The following is a 19408-nucleotide window of genomic DNA, read 5'->3' on the forward strand; positions in this document are numbered from 1 at the left end:
TATTAAACATTTAGTAAAACCAAATAGCCATTTCAGTAAATTTCTAAGTAGAATATTTACAAAAACAGCATAATTATTTTTTAATAATTTGTTATTAATGGCCACACACAGTATGAATTATAAAGAAGCATTAACAAACCCAATTTTCAAAATCATCTCACAATCTGCCAAAGAATTAAATTTGGATAGTTACGTGATTGGTGGCTTTGTTCGCGATTATATTTTAGAACGTGGTAACGCCAAAGATATCGATGTGGTAGCCATTGGCGACGGTATACAATTAGCAAAACAAGTGGCGAAAAACTTGCCAAACAAACCAAAAGTGCAAGTTTTTAAAACCTATGGAACGGCCATGCTCCGTTACCAGGATATTGAAATTGAATTTGTTGGAGCTCGTAAAGAATCATATACCGAAGATAGCCGAAATCCATCTGTAGAAAATGGCACATTGCAAGACGACCAAAACCGTCGTGATTTTACCATAAATGCCCTAGCTTTAAATTTAAGCGAAACCAATTTTGGGGATTTATTAGATCCTTTTGGTGGCATTGATGATTTAAATAAAAAAATAATCCGTACGCCATTAAACCCAGACATCACTTATAGTGATGATCCTTTGCGCATGATGCGTGCCATTAGGTTCGCAACACAATTAGAATTTACTATTGAAGAAAAATCGCTTAAAGCTATTTCTGATAATTGTGATAGAATTAAAATTATAACCAAAGAACGTATTGTTACAGAATTGAATAAAATTCTAGAAAGCAAAACACCTTCTATTGGTTTTTTACTGTTAGAAAAAACAAAATTACTTCAATATATTTTACCTGAAATTACGGCTTTAAAAGGTATAGATGAAGTTGAAGGTCAACGCCATAAAGATAACTTTTATCACACTTTAGAAGTTGTAGATAATATTGCCAAAAATACCGACAATCTTTGGTTGCGCTGGGCTGCTCTATTACATGATATTGGTAAGGCCCCAACAAAACGTTTTAGTAAAAAAGTAGGTTGGACCTTTCATGCACATGAATTTGAAGGCTCCAAAATGGTGTATCATTTGTTTAAAAGACTAAAAATGCCATTGAATGAAAAAATGAAATTTGTTCAGAAAATGGTGTTTATGAGTTCGCGTCCTATTGTTTTGGCTCAAGACGTAACAGACTCTGCTGTTAGACGTTTAGTGTTTGATGCTGGCGAGTATGTAGAAGATTTAATGACGCTTTGCGAAGCCGATATTACTACCAAAAACCCTAAGAAATTTAACAAATACCATAACAATTTCAAAATTGTAAGAGAGAAAATTATTGAAGTTGAAGAGCGAGATCAGGTTAGAAACTTTCAACCTCCTGTTTCTGGTGAAGAAATTATGAAAGCTTTCAACATGAAACCATCTCGAGAAATTGGTATTATTAAAGATTTTATCAAAGAAGCCATTTTAGAAGGAGACATTCCGAACGAATTTAATGCTGCCTACCAACTCATGTTAGAAAAAGGAAAAGCATTAGGATTACAAATTGCTGAATAAAAAATATAATAGCATGAAAAAAGATAATAAAAAAGTGATTTATTGGCTCCTAACCGGGTGCTTTTTAATATTTATCATGGTTGTTGTTGGTGGTATTACTAGGCTTACGCATTCTGGTTTATCAATTTCTAGTTATAAATTAATTTCAGGAACCATTCCGCCTATGAACGATGCTGAATGGACCGAAGCTTTCGATTTATATAAACAATATCCAGAATATCAAAAGCTAAACAATCATTTTAATCTAGAAGATTTTAAAGATATTTATTTTTGGGAATGGCTGCACCGCGTAATTGGTCGTTTTATTGGTTTAGTGTTTTTCTTACCTTTCCTGTACTTTCTAATCACAAAGCAACTCACAAAATCTACCATAAAAAAAGCTGTTATCCTTTTAATCATGGGTGGCTTTCAAGGTTTTCTTGGTTGGTATATGGTAAAAAGCGGTTTGGTAGACAACCCAGATGTAAGTCATTTTAGGCTATCTGCACATTTAACAACCGCATTTTTAACTTTCGCTTATACATTTTGGGTAGCGCTCGATTTAAAATTTCCATGCAGAAAAACAGTAAATACATCTTTCAGAAATTTTATAAGGCTAGGTTTAGTTGTTTTACTTCTCCAAATTATCTATGGTGCTTTTGTTGCCGGTTTAGATGCTGGTTTTATACACAACCATTGGCCTTTAATGAACGAGGGTAAATTTATGCATGAAACCGTATATATTGAACAAAATCCGCTTTACAAAAACTTTATAGAGGGTAAAAGTGGGGTTCAGTTTGTACACCGCATGCTAGCATATCTTGTCGCTTTTCTGCTCGTATCTATTTGGTATAAAGCTAGAAAAATGGAAACCACCAAAATGCAAAATTACGCCGTAACAGGTCTTTTAATTATGGTAGGTGTTCAGTTTTTATTAGGCGTATTAACCCTTATTTTTCACGTACCTGTTTGGTTAGGTGTGGCTCACCAAGTTGGCGCATTTTTCCTTTTAAGTATCACAACATTTACTTTACATCGTTTCAGTAAATAATTATAAAAAGACTTACCTTTGCACCATATTTTTTTACAATGATTTATAGATTTAGAGTAATACTTGATAACGATACAGACGAAGATGTATTCCGCGATTTAGAAATTCGTGAAAATGATACACTCGAAGATTTACACAACATTATCACGCAATCTTTTGGGTTTGATGGTAGTGAAATGGCATCTTTTTACCGTAGTGATGACCAATGGAATCAAGGTGAAGAAATATCTTTATTTGATTTGAGTGATGATGGTTCTGCGCGTTTAATGAACGAAACTGCCATTAACGATGTTACTTTCGAAATGCAAACGAAACTGATTTACGTTTATGATTTTTTAAGCATGTGGACGTTTTATGTTGAATTAGCTGAAATTGTTGAAGAAGCTGAAGGATCAGATTACCCGAACTTAATGTTTGTACAAGGGCAAGTACCTGACGATGCCCCAGACAAAGTGTTTAAAGCTGAAAATGATGATGATTTTAATGAATTTGACGATGAATTAGATCTTGATGATTATGAAGATTTGGACTTCGATGAACATTGGAATTAATATAGTAAGCAGTAAGCAGTAAGCAGTAAGCAGTAAGCAAAACTAATAATTGCGCTATTACAAACAATTTGGTGCAAGAAAATCATCCTTTTACAAGTTCGATTACGGAATCAACGAACATACTTCTTAAAGGAGAAGTTAACTTCATTGAGCAACATAGTAATTGGATAATTAAAGTTAAATGCTCTTGGGGGAAAACATGGTTATCAATCAATATAGCATCACGTAAAACAGATTTAAAATCTCATTTCTTACCTTGCCAATTAAAGCAAGCATCCCTTTTAAGTTTTTTAACAAGAAGTAGTGCTTTTAACTTTTATGGAGAAAAAAGTAAATATTCAGAATTACTTTTAAAAAGTCCTGAAACACGTCATATACTAGCCAGTAAAAGGAGTTGCATTCTTCTTGATGCAAATAGCTTAATTTATAAAGGTTCGGTACGTAAAAAAGACACCAAGAGTTTATCTAATATTTTCATTCTAATAGAAAGTTTACATAACAAAATTGATAATTTAGACCGTGTGCCTTCCGTCTAAACACAAGTCTTAGTTTTTATTCAAGTTTAATTGAACCAAAGCATACATCAATTGGCATAAAAATTCAATAAAATTCCGAATAAAAACTTCATATTAAAAATCAATGTAAACGGCTCATAAACAACGTATATACCTTCATGTTTTTTTATTAAAACAATTAACCTTTTTTATTGTTTTCTTTTATAAAAAAACTAATTTTACAGCGTCTGAAATTAGACACAAAAAGATGAATTTAACCATAGAAAACATATTATTAGTTGGGTCTCTATTACTTTTTATAAGTATTGTAGTAGGTAAAACCTCTTACAAGTTTGGAGTACCAACTTTAATACTCTTTTTAACTATCGGTATGCTCGCAGGATCCGATGGTATTGGTGGCATACGTTTTAGTGACTCTAAAATGGCGCAGTTTATTGGTATCGTTTCCCTTAACTTCATCTTGTTTTCTGGTGGACTAGATACCAACTGGAAAGCGGTTAAACCTATTTTAAAAGAAGGTCTTGTTTTATCAACCATTGGAGTGTTACTTACAGCAGTTTCATTAGGGACCTTTGTTTGGTTTGTAACCGATTTTACCATTTTTGAAAGTATGTTACTTGGTTCTATTGTTTCTTCTACAGATGCAGCGGCCGTATTTTCAATTTTACGTTCAAAAAACTTAGCGTTAAAAAATAATTTAAGACCAACATTAGAGTTAGAAAGTGGAAGTAACGACCCGATGGCCTATGTGCTTACACTTACCTTTCTAACCTTAGTTACTAGTCAAGACGAAAGCATTTGGAAGATTATTATAATGTTTCTTCAGCAAATGATTTTTGGTGGTGTGGCTGGTTTTGCCTTCGGAAAGTTGAGCAAAATAATTATCAATAAAATTAAATTAGGTTTCGAAGGGCTTTACCCTGTTTTAGTTATTGCTCTAATGTTTATAACATTTTCGGCAACAGACCTTTTTGGTGGTAACGGATTTCTTGCCATTTACATTTGTTCGGTATATTTAGGAAACCAAGATTTAATACATAAATCGACTATTTTAAAAATGTTTGATGGTATTGCATGGCTTATGCAAATTGTATTATTCCTAACCTTAGGTTTACTTGTTTTTCCTTCGCAAATTATACCTTATATGGGCATTGGTTTACTAATTTCAGTATTCTTAATTCTCGTTGCACGACCAATAAGTGTCTTTCTAAGTTTAATGTTTTTTAAAATGAAACTTAGAAGGCGTTTTTACATTTCGTGGGTTGGCTTACGAGGTGCGGTTCCTATTGTGTTTGCCACTTACCCACTTTTAGCAGGTATTGATAAGGCCAATATTATTTTCAATATTGTATTCTTTATCTCTGTAACATCAATATTAATTCAAGGTACAACACTATCTATTATTGCCAAGTGGCTAAATGTAGCATTACCAGAAGAAGTTAAACCTATAGCAGAAAATGACAGGTATATTCTAAATTTACCGAAATCGGAAATGGAAGAAATAACCATAGCTCCAGGAAGTTTTGCTGTAGAAAAACGAATTATAGACTTACATTTTCCGCGATCTGCATTTATTGTTATGATTAAGCGCAACAAAAAATTTGTGCGCCCAGGAGGCTCAACAGTCATTGAGGCCAACGATACCTTGGTGCTTTTACTAGATAATGAGGCTAGTTTAAATGAAGTGCACACCATTCTAGACCAAACTCCAATAGCATAAATGAAAAATTGGAATAACATATTAGGTGTTTTTCTGCTGGTTTCAATATACTGTTTCGGCATATACACTCCTGCGCAAACATTACCAAGTTCTAGTTTTCAATACATAGAGCAAAGCAACGGTAGCATGCCTAAAGAAAACTTAGAAGCTAATTCTAAGTTATTGCAGCCACATACACAGCAATTCGAAAACTTATTTTCGGATGTAGCCGAGCTCTCTTTTCCGGAGTTAAAACTACCTTACAATGGCTTTTGGGCTATTATTTGCTCGAATGATATATTGTTTAATGCTAAGTTCAAACAGTATCAAAATCATTTAAAAACCATTCTGATTAGGCACAGAAAGTCTGATCTTATTTTTCCTTTCCACAATTTTTGGTAATACACTTTAATAAAAATCCACCGCTTAGGTGATTAAAATTAAAGTATTGATATGTTGCGAATTACCGCTTCATACAGAAATTATATTATCAAAATTTAAAATATTATCAAAATGGAATTAGGAACAACCCTTATCGGAATTATATGTGTTGCAATTTGTGCAATGCCATTTGTATTAACTAACAGAAGCAAAAAAGCGATTGTTAAACGTCAATTAATCGTGTTAAAAGATTTAGCATCCCAACATAACAACACCATTACACAAAACGAAATTAACAGCTTCTATGCCATTGGTATAGATGAGAGCAAAAAATCTGTTTCGTTTATCTTGAAAGAAGAAACTGAAGTTGAACAACAGTTTGTAGACCTTTCTACAATTAAAAGTTGTGAGATTGTTAATATTACTAAATCGAAACACATTGATAGACTGTATTTAAAGCTTATACCTCACGATAAAACTAAAAAAGAGGTGAATTTAGAGTTTTTTAATGCTGATGTAAGTTACCAATTAGGAGAAGAATTACAATCTATTGAAAAATGGAATAAAATAATCAATAACTTATTGGAGACCAAACAGTAAAACCTTTAATAAACATGTAAGCAATAGCGGATTTGAGTTAACAATTTGAAAATATTTATCAAAATCATAAACTCGAATCCGCTATTGCTTATTTATAAGTATTACAGTACAAATAAAGTCTAAAAACAACAAATTTCCTACACAAATCTATTTACAACTAAATTTTAACACGATTAAAAACACATTTAACCGTTTATCGTATATTTTCTAGTTAAAACAAAAGGTTATCTCATAAAAAATCAATAAATTTGTTTATCTTATACTACAAAACAGTTTCTATGGGGAAAATCTACACTATAACTCTTATTTTATTTTTCAGTTTCCTCAACTCAAACGCACAAACAAAAACCGTTGAGCAGGAAACAGAACATGCAACTAGTGCTTTACTTAAAAGTAAAGATGTCGATAAAGAAGATTATACAGCTGCTAAACCTCCAAATTTAAATGAGGTAGCGCTTTCTACAGAAAATAATGTTACAGCTAAACGAGATATCAATATATCTCCAAATCCTTCTAGTCATTTTATTCAAATTTCAGGTTTAAAAAACACCGAGCAATATAGAATTTATAATATTTTAGGAAAACAAATTGCTAAAGGGCTTATTTCAAATAATGCAACTATTAATATTGAAAACCTTAAAAAAGGTTTGTATTTATTAAAAATCAATAATGCAAATTCTAGAAAATTCTTAAAAGAATAACCTTGTATAATCTACCTTAACCGCTAAACTGCTGCTAAATAATACTTAGTGGCAGTTTTTTTTATGTCTTCTAAAAATTATGAGGACATAAGTTAATAAACAAAAAAATCTCAGATAACTTAAATTACCTGAGGTTTTTTATTTTATACTGTTAATAGAAAACTGAAATACTTGTTATAAAATTATAGCTCTCCTAAAACAGGAATATTTATTAATGTATCGTGCTTAGCAAACACCATGTTTTCTTTATAATTATTGAAAGCACTTATAGAATTACCGCCTCTAATCCACTCTATATATATTGCAGCTGTATTAATACCTGCTTCATGCGAAAAAGGATAACCTCCTCCAAAACGTGGATTGAACTCTAATACATATATTTTATCTTCATCTACAAAAACATCGCAATCTAAAATGCCTAAATGTTTTAGTTTTTCTGAAATAGCCTTACCAACATTACTAATATCAATGTTTATTACAGATTTAGCTTTATCGGTTTCACCACAACGCATAGAGAGTTTTTCTCTTGCAAATGATCCGTAATAATTACCATGAAAATCATTCAGAATATCCATTCCGAATTCTTTTCCTCCTAATTTTTCTTGAATTAAAATGGCGTTATTCATATCAATCACACTCGTTTTACCAGCATTAGATCTAGAAAGCTTAATTTTTAATAATTGATAAGATAGCATAAGCTCCTCTTTACTTTCAACAATATCCACACCAATAGAAGCACTACCCCATCTTGGTTTTAAAACCAATGGAAAGTTTAATTTATTATCTTCTAAATCAACCAAAGCTTTATTTAAATCTATATAAGTTTGTGGTGTTAATAAATTATTAGCCTTTAAAAACTGATAGGTTTTCCATTTATCGAAAGCCGTATCAATAACCTCCTCATTAGACACTATAATTTTAGTACCAAAATCTTCAAATTCTTTTTTATGTTTTGATAAAATTGGTAACTCTAAATCATTTAAAGAAATTACGGCAGCTACTTTGTGAGTTTTACAAACATCTTTTAAAAACGAGATATAATTCTCGTCAAATATACTTGGTACGGTTAGAAAAATATCAGCATCAATTAAAGCAGACGCGTTAACATCCATATCTACAGCTATAACAGAGCCGGTTCCGTTTAAGGCTTGTTTAAAGTAATTTATAAGGTAATTTCGTCTACCAGCACAAGTGAATAATATATTGGTTTGGGGCATTTATTATTGTTTGTATAAGTTAACTGATATCTTTCTTTTTCCCGACTTTAGACTAGGAATTTCATCTACATATTGAATGTCTACATGAGCATCTGTACCTATATCATTTTTAAAATTTTCTATTAGTAGGGATTCGCCTTCAAACATTACATTTGTATTTACTTTTATTTCATATTTTTTCTCCTTATGCTGTATGAATTGTAATTGCTTAATTTCAGGAAAATCGTACACATACGCATGCATAGTAAATGGATTTAGCATATCCCCATTGGTTTTATACAAGGCATCCATTTTTCTTCCTTGAATACTTTCTAGTTTAGGTATGTTATCTGTAGAGTTTTCATCGTTTACAAAAGCACCAATATCTCCAGTATCATAACGAATCATAGGCGTTGCCAAGTTATACAGATCGGTTATAATGATACGTCCAATAGTACCATTTGGAACGGGCACATCGCTTTCCAAATCTAAAATTTCAACCACATAACTCGCCCAATTTATTCTAAAAGCATTATCATTTGGCATTTGCTGCGCTATTATTCCGTTTTCAACATTAGAATAGCGAGATACTGTTGGAGCCTTAAAATAGTATTCCATTTTAGATTTCACCTCTGGACTCAAGCCTTCAGCGATCGCTATTATAGATTTTATATTACAATCTAGAGGCTTTGCATTCAAAGCATCTAGTGATTTACAAATAGATTCAAATCCCGAAGGGTAACCAATCCAACCTTTAGGCGATTTATCTTTTTCTAAGCGATCTACCATAGCCTTAACATAAGTATTGTTTAAATCGCTAACATCAAGTTGCTCCGTGTTTTGCAACCAAGCAATCATTTTTGGCTTTTTATAATAAGCCGCCCATAACCTTAGATATAATAATTTTTCTCCAAGGGTGTAGCCTGCCAATTTTGCAAAATATAGTGTATCGGCTGTATTTCTATTTTTTTTTCTTTTAGTCTGAAAGATTGAAAAAGGAGATCCTGTTGATCCACTTGTTTTTACAGGAAGATAATTGCTTTCCTGATCTTCAAAAGTGATATCATCAAAATGATCTTTAATGATGGATTTATTTACAATAGGAAAATCTGAAAGACTTTTGTAATTTTTACAGCCTGAATAGAACGTAGAATTATTTACAACAGCATTGAGCAAATTGTCTAAAACCGGTTTTTGATGCTCTTTTAATGACGTAAAGGATGTATAACCAAATATCTTTTCGATATCCTGAAAATCCTTTTTTACCTCTCCACCTTTTAAGGCATCTATGCTCCAATAAGCAAAATTTCTAAGCGTGTTTAAAATCTCCATAAGTCTAATACACAAAGCTTTAAAAATAGGTCTTTTTCCGGACTCTATTATCTCTATATAAATATTTACCATATATTTAACAAGCTATCATAGTCGTAAATAATCATTTTTTATTACTGAATAAATTCAATAACTTCGTTTTAATATTTTATAATTAATTTATAGAATTACGACTACAACAAAACACTTATTACAAGTCTAAGATTTAGGCTAATCAACTTTTAATTAATGTTATACATTTCCTTCAATATATTGGATACTTTAAAGTTTAAAGACTTTAAAAATCTACATAAACATATGGTTAATGTGCGGAAACCTAATTATGAGTTTCCAGATGATTCTCCCAAAATTGATTGGGATAGCAAACAGACGCAAGAGGAAGTCGATATAGCTGTAAAGGAATTAAGCGACTACTTAGATATAGCACCAGAAATTCACAGGCGTAAAGCTTTTATTCCTGATTATGCCATCACGTATTTAGAAAAATATATTAACGCTGATAACGCTAAATTAGAAGCATTAGGTTTACAAAACGTAGATTCTATATTCAATTATTTAGAATATGGATTTGACGTCGATATCGACAATTTGGAAAAGCTTAATGCAAATAGTGCTCTTATTAATTTTTCTACTGGTAATTATCCTTTTGGAGGTATTGAACGTTTTATAATAACGTTAAAAGCCTTTGGATTAACAGCTACAGAATGTTTTGATGGTTTTACCATCTCTAAAATAGAATGGCGTTCTGATATAGAATATAAAACCACCGAACTACCAGAAAAAACTAAAGCGTATTTACAACCAACGCATTCAAAAAACAAGACAGCGCTTATGGAGCTTTTATCTCATTTTTTAGCTAGCGAAAAATCACTATACCTTGCTGCGGGAATTATTGGTATTATTTCGGCCGTTGTAGGATTACTTTTATATTATTTTCTAATCATAAAAGTTTTGCCGTAACCTTGATTTTTATAGGACTCATAGAAATAGCTGCTATGGTTCTTGCTTATTTTAAATACCAACAAAAATTTGACGACAAGGTTTCCTTTTATGAAACCGACCAGATAGCTTTTGCTCAATCTGAAATTGAAACTTCCGAAAAGGCTCTAAAATCTTTCTTTTGGCTAAAATTAATTTATGGCGGTTTAATTGTGATGCTTATTTTGGCCATGTCTTTTATTAGTCCAGAATCTATACTCTTTGGGATATTTACAGCGCTTATTTTACATCTTGCCTTTGCGATTACTATAGATAATTTTGGAGAAAGATATACTAAAACTTATTTAACTGAATTACAATCGGTGGAGTTTTAAGAGGGTTAATAATTTACACATTTCCTGTTAAAAACAAATACCACAAACTAGCCTGCGTTAGGGATTGATGCGGCATCCTTTTTTTTACTTCTAACCAAACCATGATTAAAAAGAAGTAAACCTCAATGTTAAAGTTTAAATTACTTAAACAAAACCAACCTTAAAAAAGATATAGCGGAAAGCCCGACCCTTTTCGGGTAACGCCCAAAATAATACGCATAAAAAAAGTCCAACCTTTCAGTTGAACTTTAATTTTATAGTACTGTTTATATTACCTTGAATAGTTTGGTGATTCTTTGGTAATGGTTACATCGTGCGGATGACTTTCGTTAATTCCACTTGCTGTAATTTTAACAAACTGTCCTGTTTCTTTTAACGTCTCAATATCTTTAGCTCCACAGTAGCCCATACCTGCGCGTAAACCACCGATAAATTGGTGAATACTCTCGTATAAATCGCCTTTGTAAGGCACACGACCAACAATACCTTCTGGTACTAATTTTTTAATATCGTCTTCTACATCTTGGAAATAACGGTCTTTACTACCTTCTTTCATAGCCTCTACAGATCCCATACCACGGTAAGATTTAAACTTACGTCCTTCGTATATAATGGTTTCTCCTGGAGATTCTTTTGTTCCTGCTAAAAGCGACCCTAACATCACGGTATCTGCTCCTGCTGCAATAGCTTTAGGAATATCGCCCGTGTAACGTATACCACCATCGGCAATTACCGGTACTCCGCTGCCTTTAATAGCTGCTGCTACTTCTAGAACTGCAGAAAACTGAGGAAAACCTACACCTGCTACAACACGTGTTGTACAAATAGATCCTGGACCAATACCAACTTTTACAGCATCGGCTCCGGCTTCTACTAAATATTTAGCAGCTGCGCCAGTTGCAATATTACCTACAATAACATCTAGGTTTGGAAATTTTGCTTTTATAGTTTTTAATACAGAAACCACACCTTTTGTATGCCCGTGCGCAGTATCGATAACTACGGCATCTACTCCGGCGTTAACTAATGCCTCGGCACGTTCTACAGCATCTGCAGTAACACCTAAAGCGGCAGCCACACGCAAACGACCATATTGATCTTTGTTTGCATTTGGTTTCTGACTTAATTTTGTAATATCTCTAAAGGTTATTAATCCTGATAATTTAAAATTATCGTCTACAATTAATAACTTTTCAATTTTATGTTCTTGAAGTATAAGCTCAGCATCTTTTAAAGAAGTTCCTACAGATGCAGTAACTAGTTTTTCGCTTGTCATGACTTCGCTAATGGCACGTTTGCCATTATGCTCGAAACGTAAGTCTCGATTGGTTACTATACCTTTTAATGTGCCATCTTCTGCAACAATTGGTATACCGCCAATACTATATTCTGCCATGTATTTTTTAGCATCGCTAACTACTGCAGTTACAGGTAGGGTTACCGGATCGATAATCATACCGCTTTCTGCACGTTTTACTCTGCGCACCTTTAAGGCTTGCGCCTCTATAGACATGTTCTTGTGTAGCACACCAATACCTCCTTCTTGCGCCATGGCAATTGCCATTTTACTTTCGGTAACGGTATCCATTGCAGCCGAAATAATAGGGACGTTAATGGTGATGTTACGTGTAAATTTTGTTTGAATACTAACTTCTCTAGGGAGTACTTCGGAGAACGCTGGAACTAAAAGGACATCGTCGTAAGTTAGCCCTTCTCCTACTATTTTATTTTCGTGTGCAGTCATGTTGCAATTACTGTTATAATTGCGTACAAATCTAAGCATTTTTTTCGGTTTAAATTAGCTTTATTAAGATGAAATCCTTAATAAAGCCAATTCTTAACATTTAGCTCATAGACTGCACGGCATATTAAAAAAAGCAGAGATATTATCTACCGCGTCTTCCGCCACCATAACCACCTCTTCCACTTGGACTATCTGGTCTCACATTCATGTTTTGCCCTGCAATTCTACCAAATTTATAAGAGAATGTTAGCATAAAATATTGCTCTAAAATTTTGTTTTCTATATCTTGAATATAGGTTTCGGTAACCGAACGTCTGTATCCATTATTCTTACCTAAAATATCGTATCCTACAAGGGTTAATGTACCTTTATTATTCCAAAGTTGCACACCCAAACCTGCATTCCAAAATACAGCATCGCCATCAAAAGCATCTCCTACTCTACTGTTATATTGGTATGCTATTTTATTAGAGAAAAAAGCATTTTTAAAGAAAAAGATAGAGGTATCTAATTTTAAATTCTGAACAAAATATTCGTTATCATTAAAAGCATCCGTATCATACAAAGTTTCATTTACAGAATAGCTATAATTAATTCCGAAATCGAATTTGTTATTATAAGAGTACTTAAAACCTACAGAAGGCTTGTAAACGGTATTTTTTCCAGAAAATTTCACTCCATTCTGAATAGAAATATTGTTATCGTATGATGCCGCAAACTTAGCACTCATATTAATATTTGTGTTTTGACTGAAATATGATTTAGAAATAGAAGCATTACCACTAAGCGAATAATCGCCGTTAATATTATCATAGGTGGTGTACTTAATTAAATCGGCATCTGTAATAGTCGAATTAATAATTTTATCTTCTACAAACTCTGCTTTTGTTTCTGCATTAATGGTAATATTATTAAAGGCAATATTGTTTTGATATCGGAATCTTAAATTATGACTTAAACCTGGTTCTAAATCTGGATTTCCAGTGTAAATATGCGTTTGGTTACTTACATCAGCAACAGGTTGTAATTGTGTTGATGATGGCAAATCTACATTTTGATTATAATCTAAAGAGATATTTTTATAGCCTTTATCATCACGATAACGAATTCTACTTGAATAAGTTATGTAATCGAATTCTGCATTAAAATTTCTTTCAGTAATTAACTCATCGGTATATTTTCTAAAAGTATTTGTATACGCACCTTCTACTTCAAACCTAAAATCTTTATACTCGTATCTAAACCTTAATGCAGGCTTTAAGGTTGTAGTTACATATTTACTATCAAAACTTTGTTGCTCATTAAAATCGGAATAATCATTATCTATTTCATTAAAATCGAAAACGTTTTTCTCATTTTTATTATGGTAAATAGTAGCGCTATACTTTGGTATAATTCTGAAATTAGTAAATAACTCTTTAAACCAATACCCATTAAAATTAATGTTTGAGGTTGAATTATCTGTACTTCTAACTTGATCTTGAATTTCCGTTGTATTTCTTTGATACAATATATTTTCTGAGTAATTTTTAGAATCACTCTCTGAATTATCAAAATTGGTGCTTAATTTAAGATTGAAAAAATCACGTCCTTTTCCTGTTCTCACAATAGCTCCTATGGTATTATCAATGCTATTACTAATAGAAGTCGATTCGCTATTGGCATTATAATCGCTAATATCTTCGCCATCGTTAGATTTAGATTCTGTAGCAGAATCGGAAAAAGAATCGCTAGTATCTCTATTAAAATTAAGTTCGTTAGATAGCTGTATTTTATTGTTAGACGATTTATTTTTTGAAGGAATAATAAATTTTAAATCCAAATCGCCACTATGGTTATCACTATCTGTAGTGCTATTACTTACCGTTTCGGTGGTGTAATTTAAGTCTGGCAAAAAGTTATCTCTAAAACTCAAACTACTATTATCTACATTATTTGCGCTGTATTTATAATTTGCGTTTACACGAGTTTCGTTCCATTTTCCTTTGGAGTAATTGGCTCCAACAAAATCCGATTCTACATAACCAGTACTAGACTTGGCATCTGGCAAGGCCGTAAAACCACGGCGCATATTTATATTATTGGTTCCCGAAATAAACCCAATTTGTTTACCATCTATCATTTGGAATAAGTTGGCATTGGCCTGATATTTATCATCGGTACCTACACCTCCATTTAAATCACCAAAAAACGCTGTATTCTTACCTTTTTTAATTTTAATGTTAATCTCCTTGGTTCCCGAATCGGACTCTTCACCTGTAAACTTTTGTAAATTGGTTTTGTAATCGGTAACTTGAACTTTACTAATTACGTTACTGGGTAAATTTTTAAGAGCAATATCTCCCATTTTTTCACCAAAAAACTCCATACCATCCACATTAATAGCTTCCACCTCTACGCCATTTACCGTAATATTTCCGTCTATATCAAACTCTACGCCTGGCAGTTTTTTAAGTAAATCTTCTGCACGATCATTAGCCAACGTTTTAAAACTATCGGCATTATATTCAATAGTGTCTTTTTTAATAACAATTGGTGGAGCTTTCCCTATAATAGAAACCACATCTAATTCTTCTATTTGATCGGATAAGGTAACCGTACCCATATTAAATTTATTTTCCGTAGGCACATCAATATCTTTAGAATACGGTTGGTAGCCTAAATAAGCAACATTAAATAAAAGTTTCGTTTCTTCTTCTGCATTAATATTTATCGAGAATTGCCCTGTTTTATTAGTAATACCATAAGCCATGGTAATACTGTCTTTAAGGCTTTGTACATAAACTGTGGCACCTTCTAAGCTGATGGCGTCCGGATCTTTTACTTGGCCTTCTAAAGTAAAACGTTGAGCAAAGAGCGTAGTGCTAAATGCTAATAAAAGAAATAGAAATAATTGTTTCAAACTGATTGGTTTTTGCTTGGTTTAGTTTTAGACTAAAGCTTTTACCAAAGGTTTAAATCAAAATGACAAATATTTTTAAAATTTAATTTGAAGTGTGGTATACCAATTTCTTGGCGATGACGGGATAATTCCCGGTCCTGGGTAGCCAGTAGCTCTACGTGTAAAATATGCGTTATCTAAAACGTTATTTACTCCTGTTTCTAGTTTGAAATTTTTATAACTGTAAGAAAGCGATACATCTAAAATATCATATTCAGGTATTTCACCTACAACACCGCTTTCACTAGCCTCTATAGAATTTGTAGCATCGGTAAACTGACTACCTAAATAACTATATTGAATATTAGCCAATAGGTTTTTATAACCACCGTTAAGTCCCATTTTTAAATTTAAATCAGGAACAAACTCTACTTTATTTCCTTTAACACCTGCTTTTTCAGAATTGGTATATTCCGAATTAATAACCGATGTATTTATAAAATAATTAAGCTTAACATTATTATTTAAGTTGAAAATTTTCTTCAAATTAAAATCGAATAAAGATTCTACGCCATACATTACTGCATCCCCAATATTACCACGCTCGTTTTTAATACTTCCATCGGTATCTACAATGGTTACAAAACCAATTCTTTTTTTATAAAACAGTCCAAAAACACCCAAATCGTAAGACACCATATTATTGAAATTCCCACGAATACCTAAATCGGTTGTAAAACCTTCTTCATCGGTAATATCCGGACTAATTAAAAACGCAGGATTGTCAATATTTATATCAGAAAACGTAACCGAACGGTAGTTTTGAGATACATTTCCGTAAGCTTCAAAATTGGTATTAGGTTTGTAACTAAGCCCCAAACCTAATAAAATAAACGAACGCTCGAAGTTTTGGTTATCTTCAACCGTTTCTTCAAAAATAACATTGCCAGCAGCATCGGTATTTATGTTTTTATAAAAACCATCACTTTGGGTTTTTATATATTCAAATCGAAAACCTGGTGTTACCGAAAACTTATCGGATACATAAAAAATATTTTCACCAAAAACAGAAACGTTTAAATTAGGTAAATCGAATTGCGACTGGTTTGGATAATTAGGATACTCGTCGTTGGTAAAGTCAAAATCTGGACCAATACCATCACTAGCAGGGCCTTGTTCTTGATAGTTATCGGCTTTGTAAAATTTAGATCCAATTAAAAACGTAGCATCCTTATTAAATACTTTGTATTTGGTAAGCAAACGCGACTCAAAACCAAAGTTTTTAAAGTCACCTTTAATTAAATCGCGTTCTTGGTTAGAATCTACCTGACTTACTCGGTTGGTTCTAAAACCTAAAGCATCACGAGAGGCATTCAACCCAAAAAAGTTAAAAGTAAAATTTGTTTTATCAGAAAATTTATGATCTAATTTTAGATTATAAAGCAACCAATCTACCTGAAACCAGTTTCGAGCACGGTTACTTTGGTACGGATCTTCGTTAAACATAGCATCGGTTAATCCGCCAGCTTGTTGGGCTAAATAGCGCATGTAGGTTATCTCGCCTGTTAACTTTGTTTTTTCGTTAAATTTATACCCTAAATGTGCGAATACATTTTTAGATTCAAACTCAGAGTTTGGACGAAACCCATCTCCTTTTTTATAGTTGAAATAACTATAATAACTCCATTTGTTTTTAGTACCACTAACACTTGTAAAATTGGTATACAACCCATAACTCCCCAAAGTGAATCTACTAATCACTTCTAGAGGTTTATTCGGGTTTGGTTCTTTCATTTTAAAATTAATTAAACCTCCAAACTGCGTTCCGTATTGTAATGAAGCCGCACCTCGAATCACCTGAATTTCTGACAAACCCTCCGAAGCTGGTGTGTAATAACTTTCTGGATATCCTAAAACATCCGCGCTAATATCATAACCATTTTGTCTGGTATTAAAGTTAGCCGTACGGTTTGGGTCTAAACCACGACCACCAATATTTAACTGCAATCCGGCATCGTCATTTTGGTAAATATTTAAACCTGCTACCTGACTATAAATTTGTCTTGCATTATTAGATGCTAAATTTGCCATAGACTGATCTACCAATACCACTTCCGTTTTTTTACCGGCATAAATAGCAGTGCCCTCAACATCATTTAAACGTTTTAATTCGAAAATGCGTTGCTTACGTGCTGTAATTTCAACTTCAGATAAATTCTGAGTTAAATCTTTTAAAGTAATATTTAAGATTGAAGCGTTTTCGGTTTCAATAGTAACTTCTTCCACAGCATATTCAAAAGAAAAAAACACCAAGGTTAATTCTTTTTTAGACGTTTCAAATTTAAAAAATCCTAAATTATCTGTAGTTGCAAGAACTCCCGATGTTTTATCGTAAACTTTTACATCGGCCACTGGTGCATTTGTTTTCGAAAAAGTCACCGTTCCAGAAACGTTGTGCTGTGCAAAACCTAACGCACTAATTAAAAGTGCTAGTATTATTTTAAAGTCCTTTAATATCATCCTTAAATGGTAAAATCCAGTGTTTTGGTTTAAATGATTCTTTTTCCGCGTACAAATCTACGGTTTTATTGATATATGGAGCGCTTAATCTACCATTTAATGCCACATAGCTCTCCACAAAAACCTGAACATTTTTGTGTCCTTGCTCCGTAAAGTGATCGCCTAAATAATGTGCGTATTCCAAAATAAAATCAGGTTGAAAACTCATTTGTTTTTCCTGAAAAGGGGTTAAAAAATCTTTATTATTCACGTAAAAAAAGCGTCCTGTATCGGCATCTACAATCTTGAACGTTGCAATACCCATTTTTTCCATAAGCATAACGCGCCATGAAAAACGATACCCTTCTTCGGTCCAAAATAGTTCGTTTGGGTATACTAAATAACGAAACGGAAATACCAATTGAATACTGAAAAACAGAACAAATAATGGAATAATAAGCGATTTACTTTTAAGTTGAAACTGGGAATAAACATTTAATTTGCTTGCTTGCAATGATGGTTTCCGAAGAGATAACGCATTTAATAGGCGTTTTAAAAGCCTTATAATATTCTGATGAAAACTAGCATCGAAAAATATTAAAGTTGAAACAATCATAATAAACGGGAACATACCAATAGGAAATAAAACCCGAGTAAACACATGAAAAACAACTACCAAAATAAAGGCAAACCAGCGTGTTTTTTTGTACAATAATAAAAACGGAATACACAAATCGTATAGCATACCGCTCCAGCTCATTACGAAATGAAACCAGTTTTGTTGCATGAGGTTTTCGCCAATAAACGGTAAATCATATTTTGAAGGCAACCAAATTTTTAAAGGCATGGCTTTAAATAACCAATCGCTATTAAGTTTTGCTAAGCCAGCATAAAAATAGACAATTCCTAAAAGGAGTTTTATGCTATCAATAGTCCAATTTGGAATGCTTTGATACGTTTTTCTTCTGAATATATTATCTACCGAGAAATGCGCATTGGCAGGAAGAAAAATCATTATAAAACTAAGTAAAGTAATAAAGTAGTAATGATTTAAATAGGTGGTTTTATCCATTAATTCAATGTAAGTAAAACTTAAAAAGAATGTAATAATGGCTATCCTATATTTAAAACCCAAAGCCACAAAAAGGGCTGCGATACCGCAAATTGCAAACAATACATAGGTATAAACGCCTAGTGGTTTTATAAATTCAAATCCAAAATACGTAAAATGAAACTTAGGTTGTATATACAGTAAATCGATCCAATCGTTATACCAAAACCGAACTATACTTAAGCACATCATGATACCAAAGAAAACACGAAACACAGCCAATGGGGCTGCGCTTGTTGTTTTATTTAGATATGTACTTATATTCAATCTCATTAAAAGTATGCCATTTGAATTTAGTGATACGCAAAAAAGGTTGTCTTTTTTAAT

At 32.5% G+C, this 19408-nt stretch carries 16 protein-coding genes; 10 read left to right on the forward strand and 6 right to left on the reverse strand.

Annotated elements, in window-relative coordinates; translation table 11 throughout:
* The first annotated feature begins 112 nt into the window (after positions 1-112).
* The 8 genes from BM246_RS10050 to BM246_RS10085 all read left to right on the forward strand — a co-directional run bounded on the left by BM246_RS10050 (position 113) and on the right by BM246_RS10085 (position 7005).
* Complete coding sequence (locus tag BM246_RS10050; RefSeq protein WP_074937966.1) at positions 113-1528, forward strand: CCA tRNA nucleotidyltransferase; 1416 nt, start codon at positions 113-115, stop codon at positions 1526-1528.
* A 13-nt stretch (positions 1529-1541) separates the two neighbouring features.
* On the forward strand, positions 1542-2558 hold the full coding sequence (locus BM246_RS10055) for a COX15/CtaA family protein (protein WP_074937623.1): 1017 nt from the start codon (positions 1542-1544) through the stop codon (positions 2556-2558).
* A 38-nt stretch (positions 2559-2596) separates the two neighbouring features.
* Positions 2597-3109, forward strand: a complete 513-nt coding sequence (locus tag BM246_RS10060) for an IS1096 element passenger TnpR family protein (RefSeq protein ID WP_074937625.1) — start codon at positions 2597-2599, stop codon at positions 3107-3109.
* Between the two features lie 68 nt (positions 3110-3177).
* Positions 3178-3645 carry a hypothetical protein gene (locus BM246_RS10065; RefSeq protein ID WP_042504770.1) on the forward strand — a complete coding sequence of 156 codons (468 nt, stop codon included), beginning with the start codon at positions 3178-3180 and terminating at the stop codon, positions 3643-3645.
* A gap of 226 nt (positions 3646-3871) precedes the next feature.
* On the forward strand, positions 3872-5344 hold the full coding sequence (locus BM246_RS10070; RefSeq protein WP_074937628.1) for a potassium/proton antiporter: 1473 nt from the start codon (positions 3872-3874) through the stop codon (positions 5342-5344).
* Positions 5345-5725 carry a hypothetical protein gene (locus BM246_RS10075; RefSeq protein WP_074937630.1) on the forward strand — a complete coding sequence of 127 codons (381 nt, stop codon included), beginning with the start codon at positions 5345-5347 and terminating at the stop codon, positions 5723-5725.
* 111 nt (positions 5726-5836) lie between these two features.
* Complete coding sequence (locus BM246_RS10080) at positions 5837-6304, forward strand: hypothetical protein (RefSeq protein ID WP_042495507.1); 468 nt, start codon at positions 5837-5839, stop codon at positions 6302-6304.
* A gap of 278 nt (positions 6305-6582) precedes the next feature.
* Positions 6583-7005, forward strand: coding sequence for a T9SS type A sorting domain-containing protein (locus tag BM246_RS10085; RefSeq protein WP_052415352.1), 423 nt, complete (start codon positions 6583-6585; stop codon positions 7003-7005).
* Positions 7006-7187: 182 nt separating this feature from the next.
* Here BM246_RS10085 and BM246_RS10090 read toward each other — a convergent pair whose 3' ends face one another.
* Together BM246_RS10090 and BM246_RS10095 are read right to left on the reverse strand one after the other, a co-directional pair.
* A complete protein-coding gene (locus BM246_RS10090) occupies positions 7188-8222 on the reverse strand; it encodes an ATP-grasp domain-containing protein (protein WP_074937633.1) in 1035 nt (344 codons plus the stop codon).
* A 3-nt stretch (positions 8223-8225) separates the two neighbouring features.
* Complete coding sequence (locus BM246_RS10095) at positions 8226-9605, reverse strand: phenylacetate--CoA ligase family protein (RefSeq protein ID WP_083415760.1); 1380 nt, start codon at positions 9603-9605, stop codon at positions 8226-8228.
* 156 nt (positions 9606-9761) lie between these two features.
* On the opposite strand from BM246_RS10095, the gene BM246_RS10100 reads away from it, so the two are divergent.
* Together BM246_RS10100 and BM246_RS10105 are read left to right on the forward strand one after the other, a co-directional pair.
* Positions 9762-10493: a hypothetical protein gene (locus BM246_RS10100; RefSeq protein ID WP_139221876.1), complete on the forward strand. Its 732-nt coding sequence runs from the start codon at positions 9762-9764 to the stop codon at positions 10491-10493.
* A 2-nt stretch (positions 10494-10495) separates the two neighbouring features.
* Positions 10496-10846, forward strand: coding sequence for a hypothetical protein (locus BM246_RS10105; protein WP_074937639.1), 351 nt, complete (start codon positions 10496-10498; stop codon positions 10844-10846).
* A 271-nt stretch (positions 10847-11117) separates the two neighbouring features.
* On the opposite strand, the gene guaB is transcribed toward BM246_RS10105, so the two are convergent.
* The 4 genes from guaB to BM246_RS10125 form a co-directional block, all read right to left on the reverse strand.
* Positions 11118-12590 (reverse strand): IMP dehydrogenase, encoded by a 1473-nt coding sequence (guaB, locus tag BM246_RS10110; RefSeq protein WP_042495518.1) that lies wholly within the window; start codon positions 12588-12590, stop codon positions 11118-11120.
* 142 nt (positions 12591-12732) lie between these two features.
* Positions 12733-15492 carry an outer membrane beta-barrel protein gene (locus tag BM246_RS10115; RefSeq protein ID WP_074937642.1) on the reverse strand — a complete coding sequence of 920 codons (2760 nt, stop codon included), beginning with the start codon at positions 15490-15492 and terminating at the stop codon, positions 12733-12735.
* Between the two features lie 75 nt (positions 15493-15567).
* Positions 15568-17991: a TonB-dependent receptor domain-containing protein gene (locus BM246_RS10120; protein WP_074937645.1), complete on the reverse strand. Its 2424-nt coding sequence runs from the start codon at positions 17989-17991 to the stop codon at positions 15568-15570.
* Complete coding sequence (locus BM246_RS10125) at positions 17972-19354, reverse strand: HTTM domain-containing protein (protein WP_175489789.1); 1383 nt, start codon at positions 19352-19354, stop codon at positions 17972-17974. The genes BM246_RS10120 and BM246_RS10125 overlap by 20 nt, the downstream gene beginning before the upstream one ends.
* Positions 19355-19408: the final 54 nt, after the last annotated feature.

It is taken from the genome of Algibacter lectus (genome assembly GCF_900112395.1).
GTDB lineage: Bacteria > Bacteroidota > Bacteroidia > Flavobacteriales > Flavobacteriaceae > Algibacter > Algibacter lectus.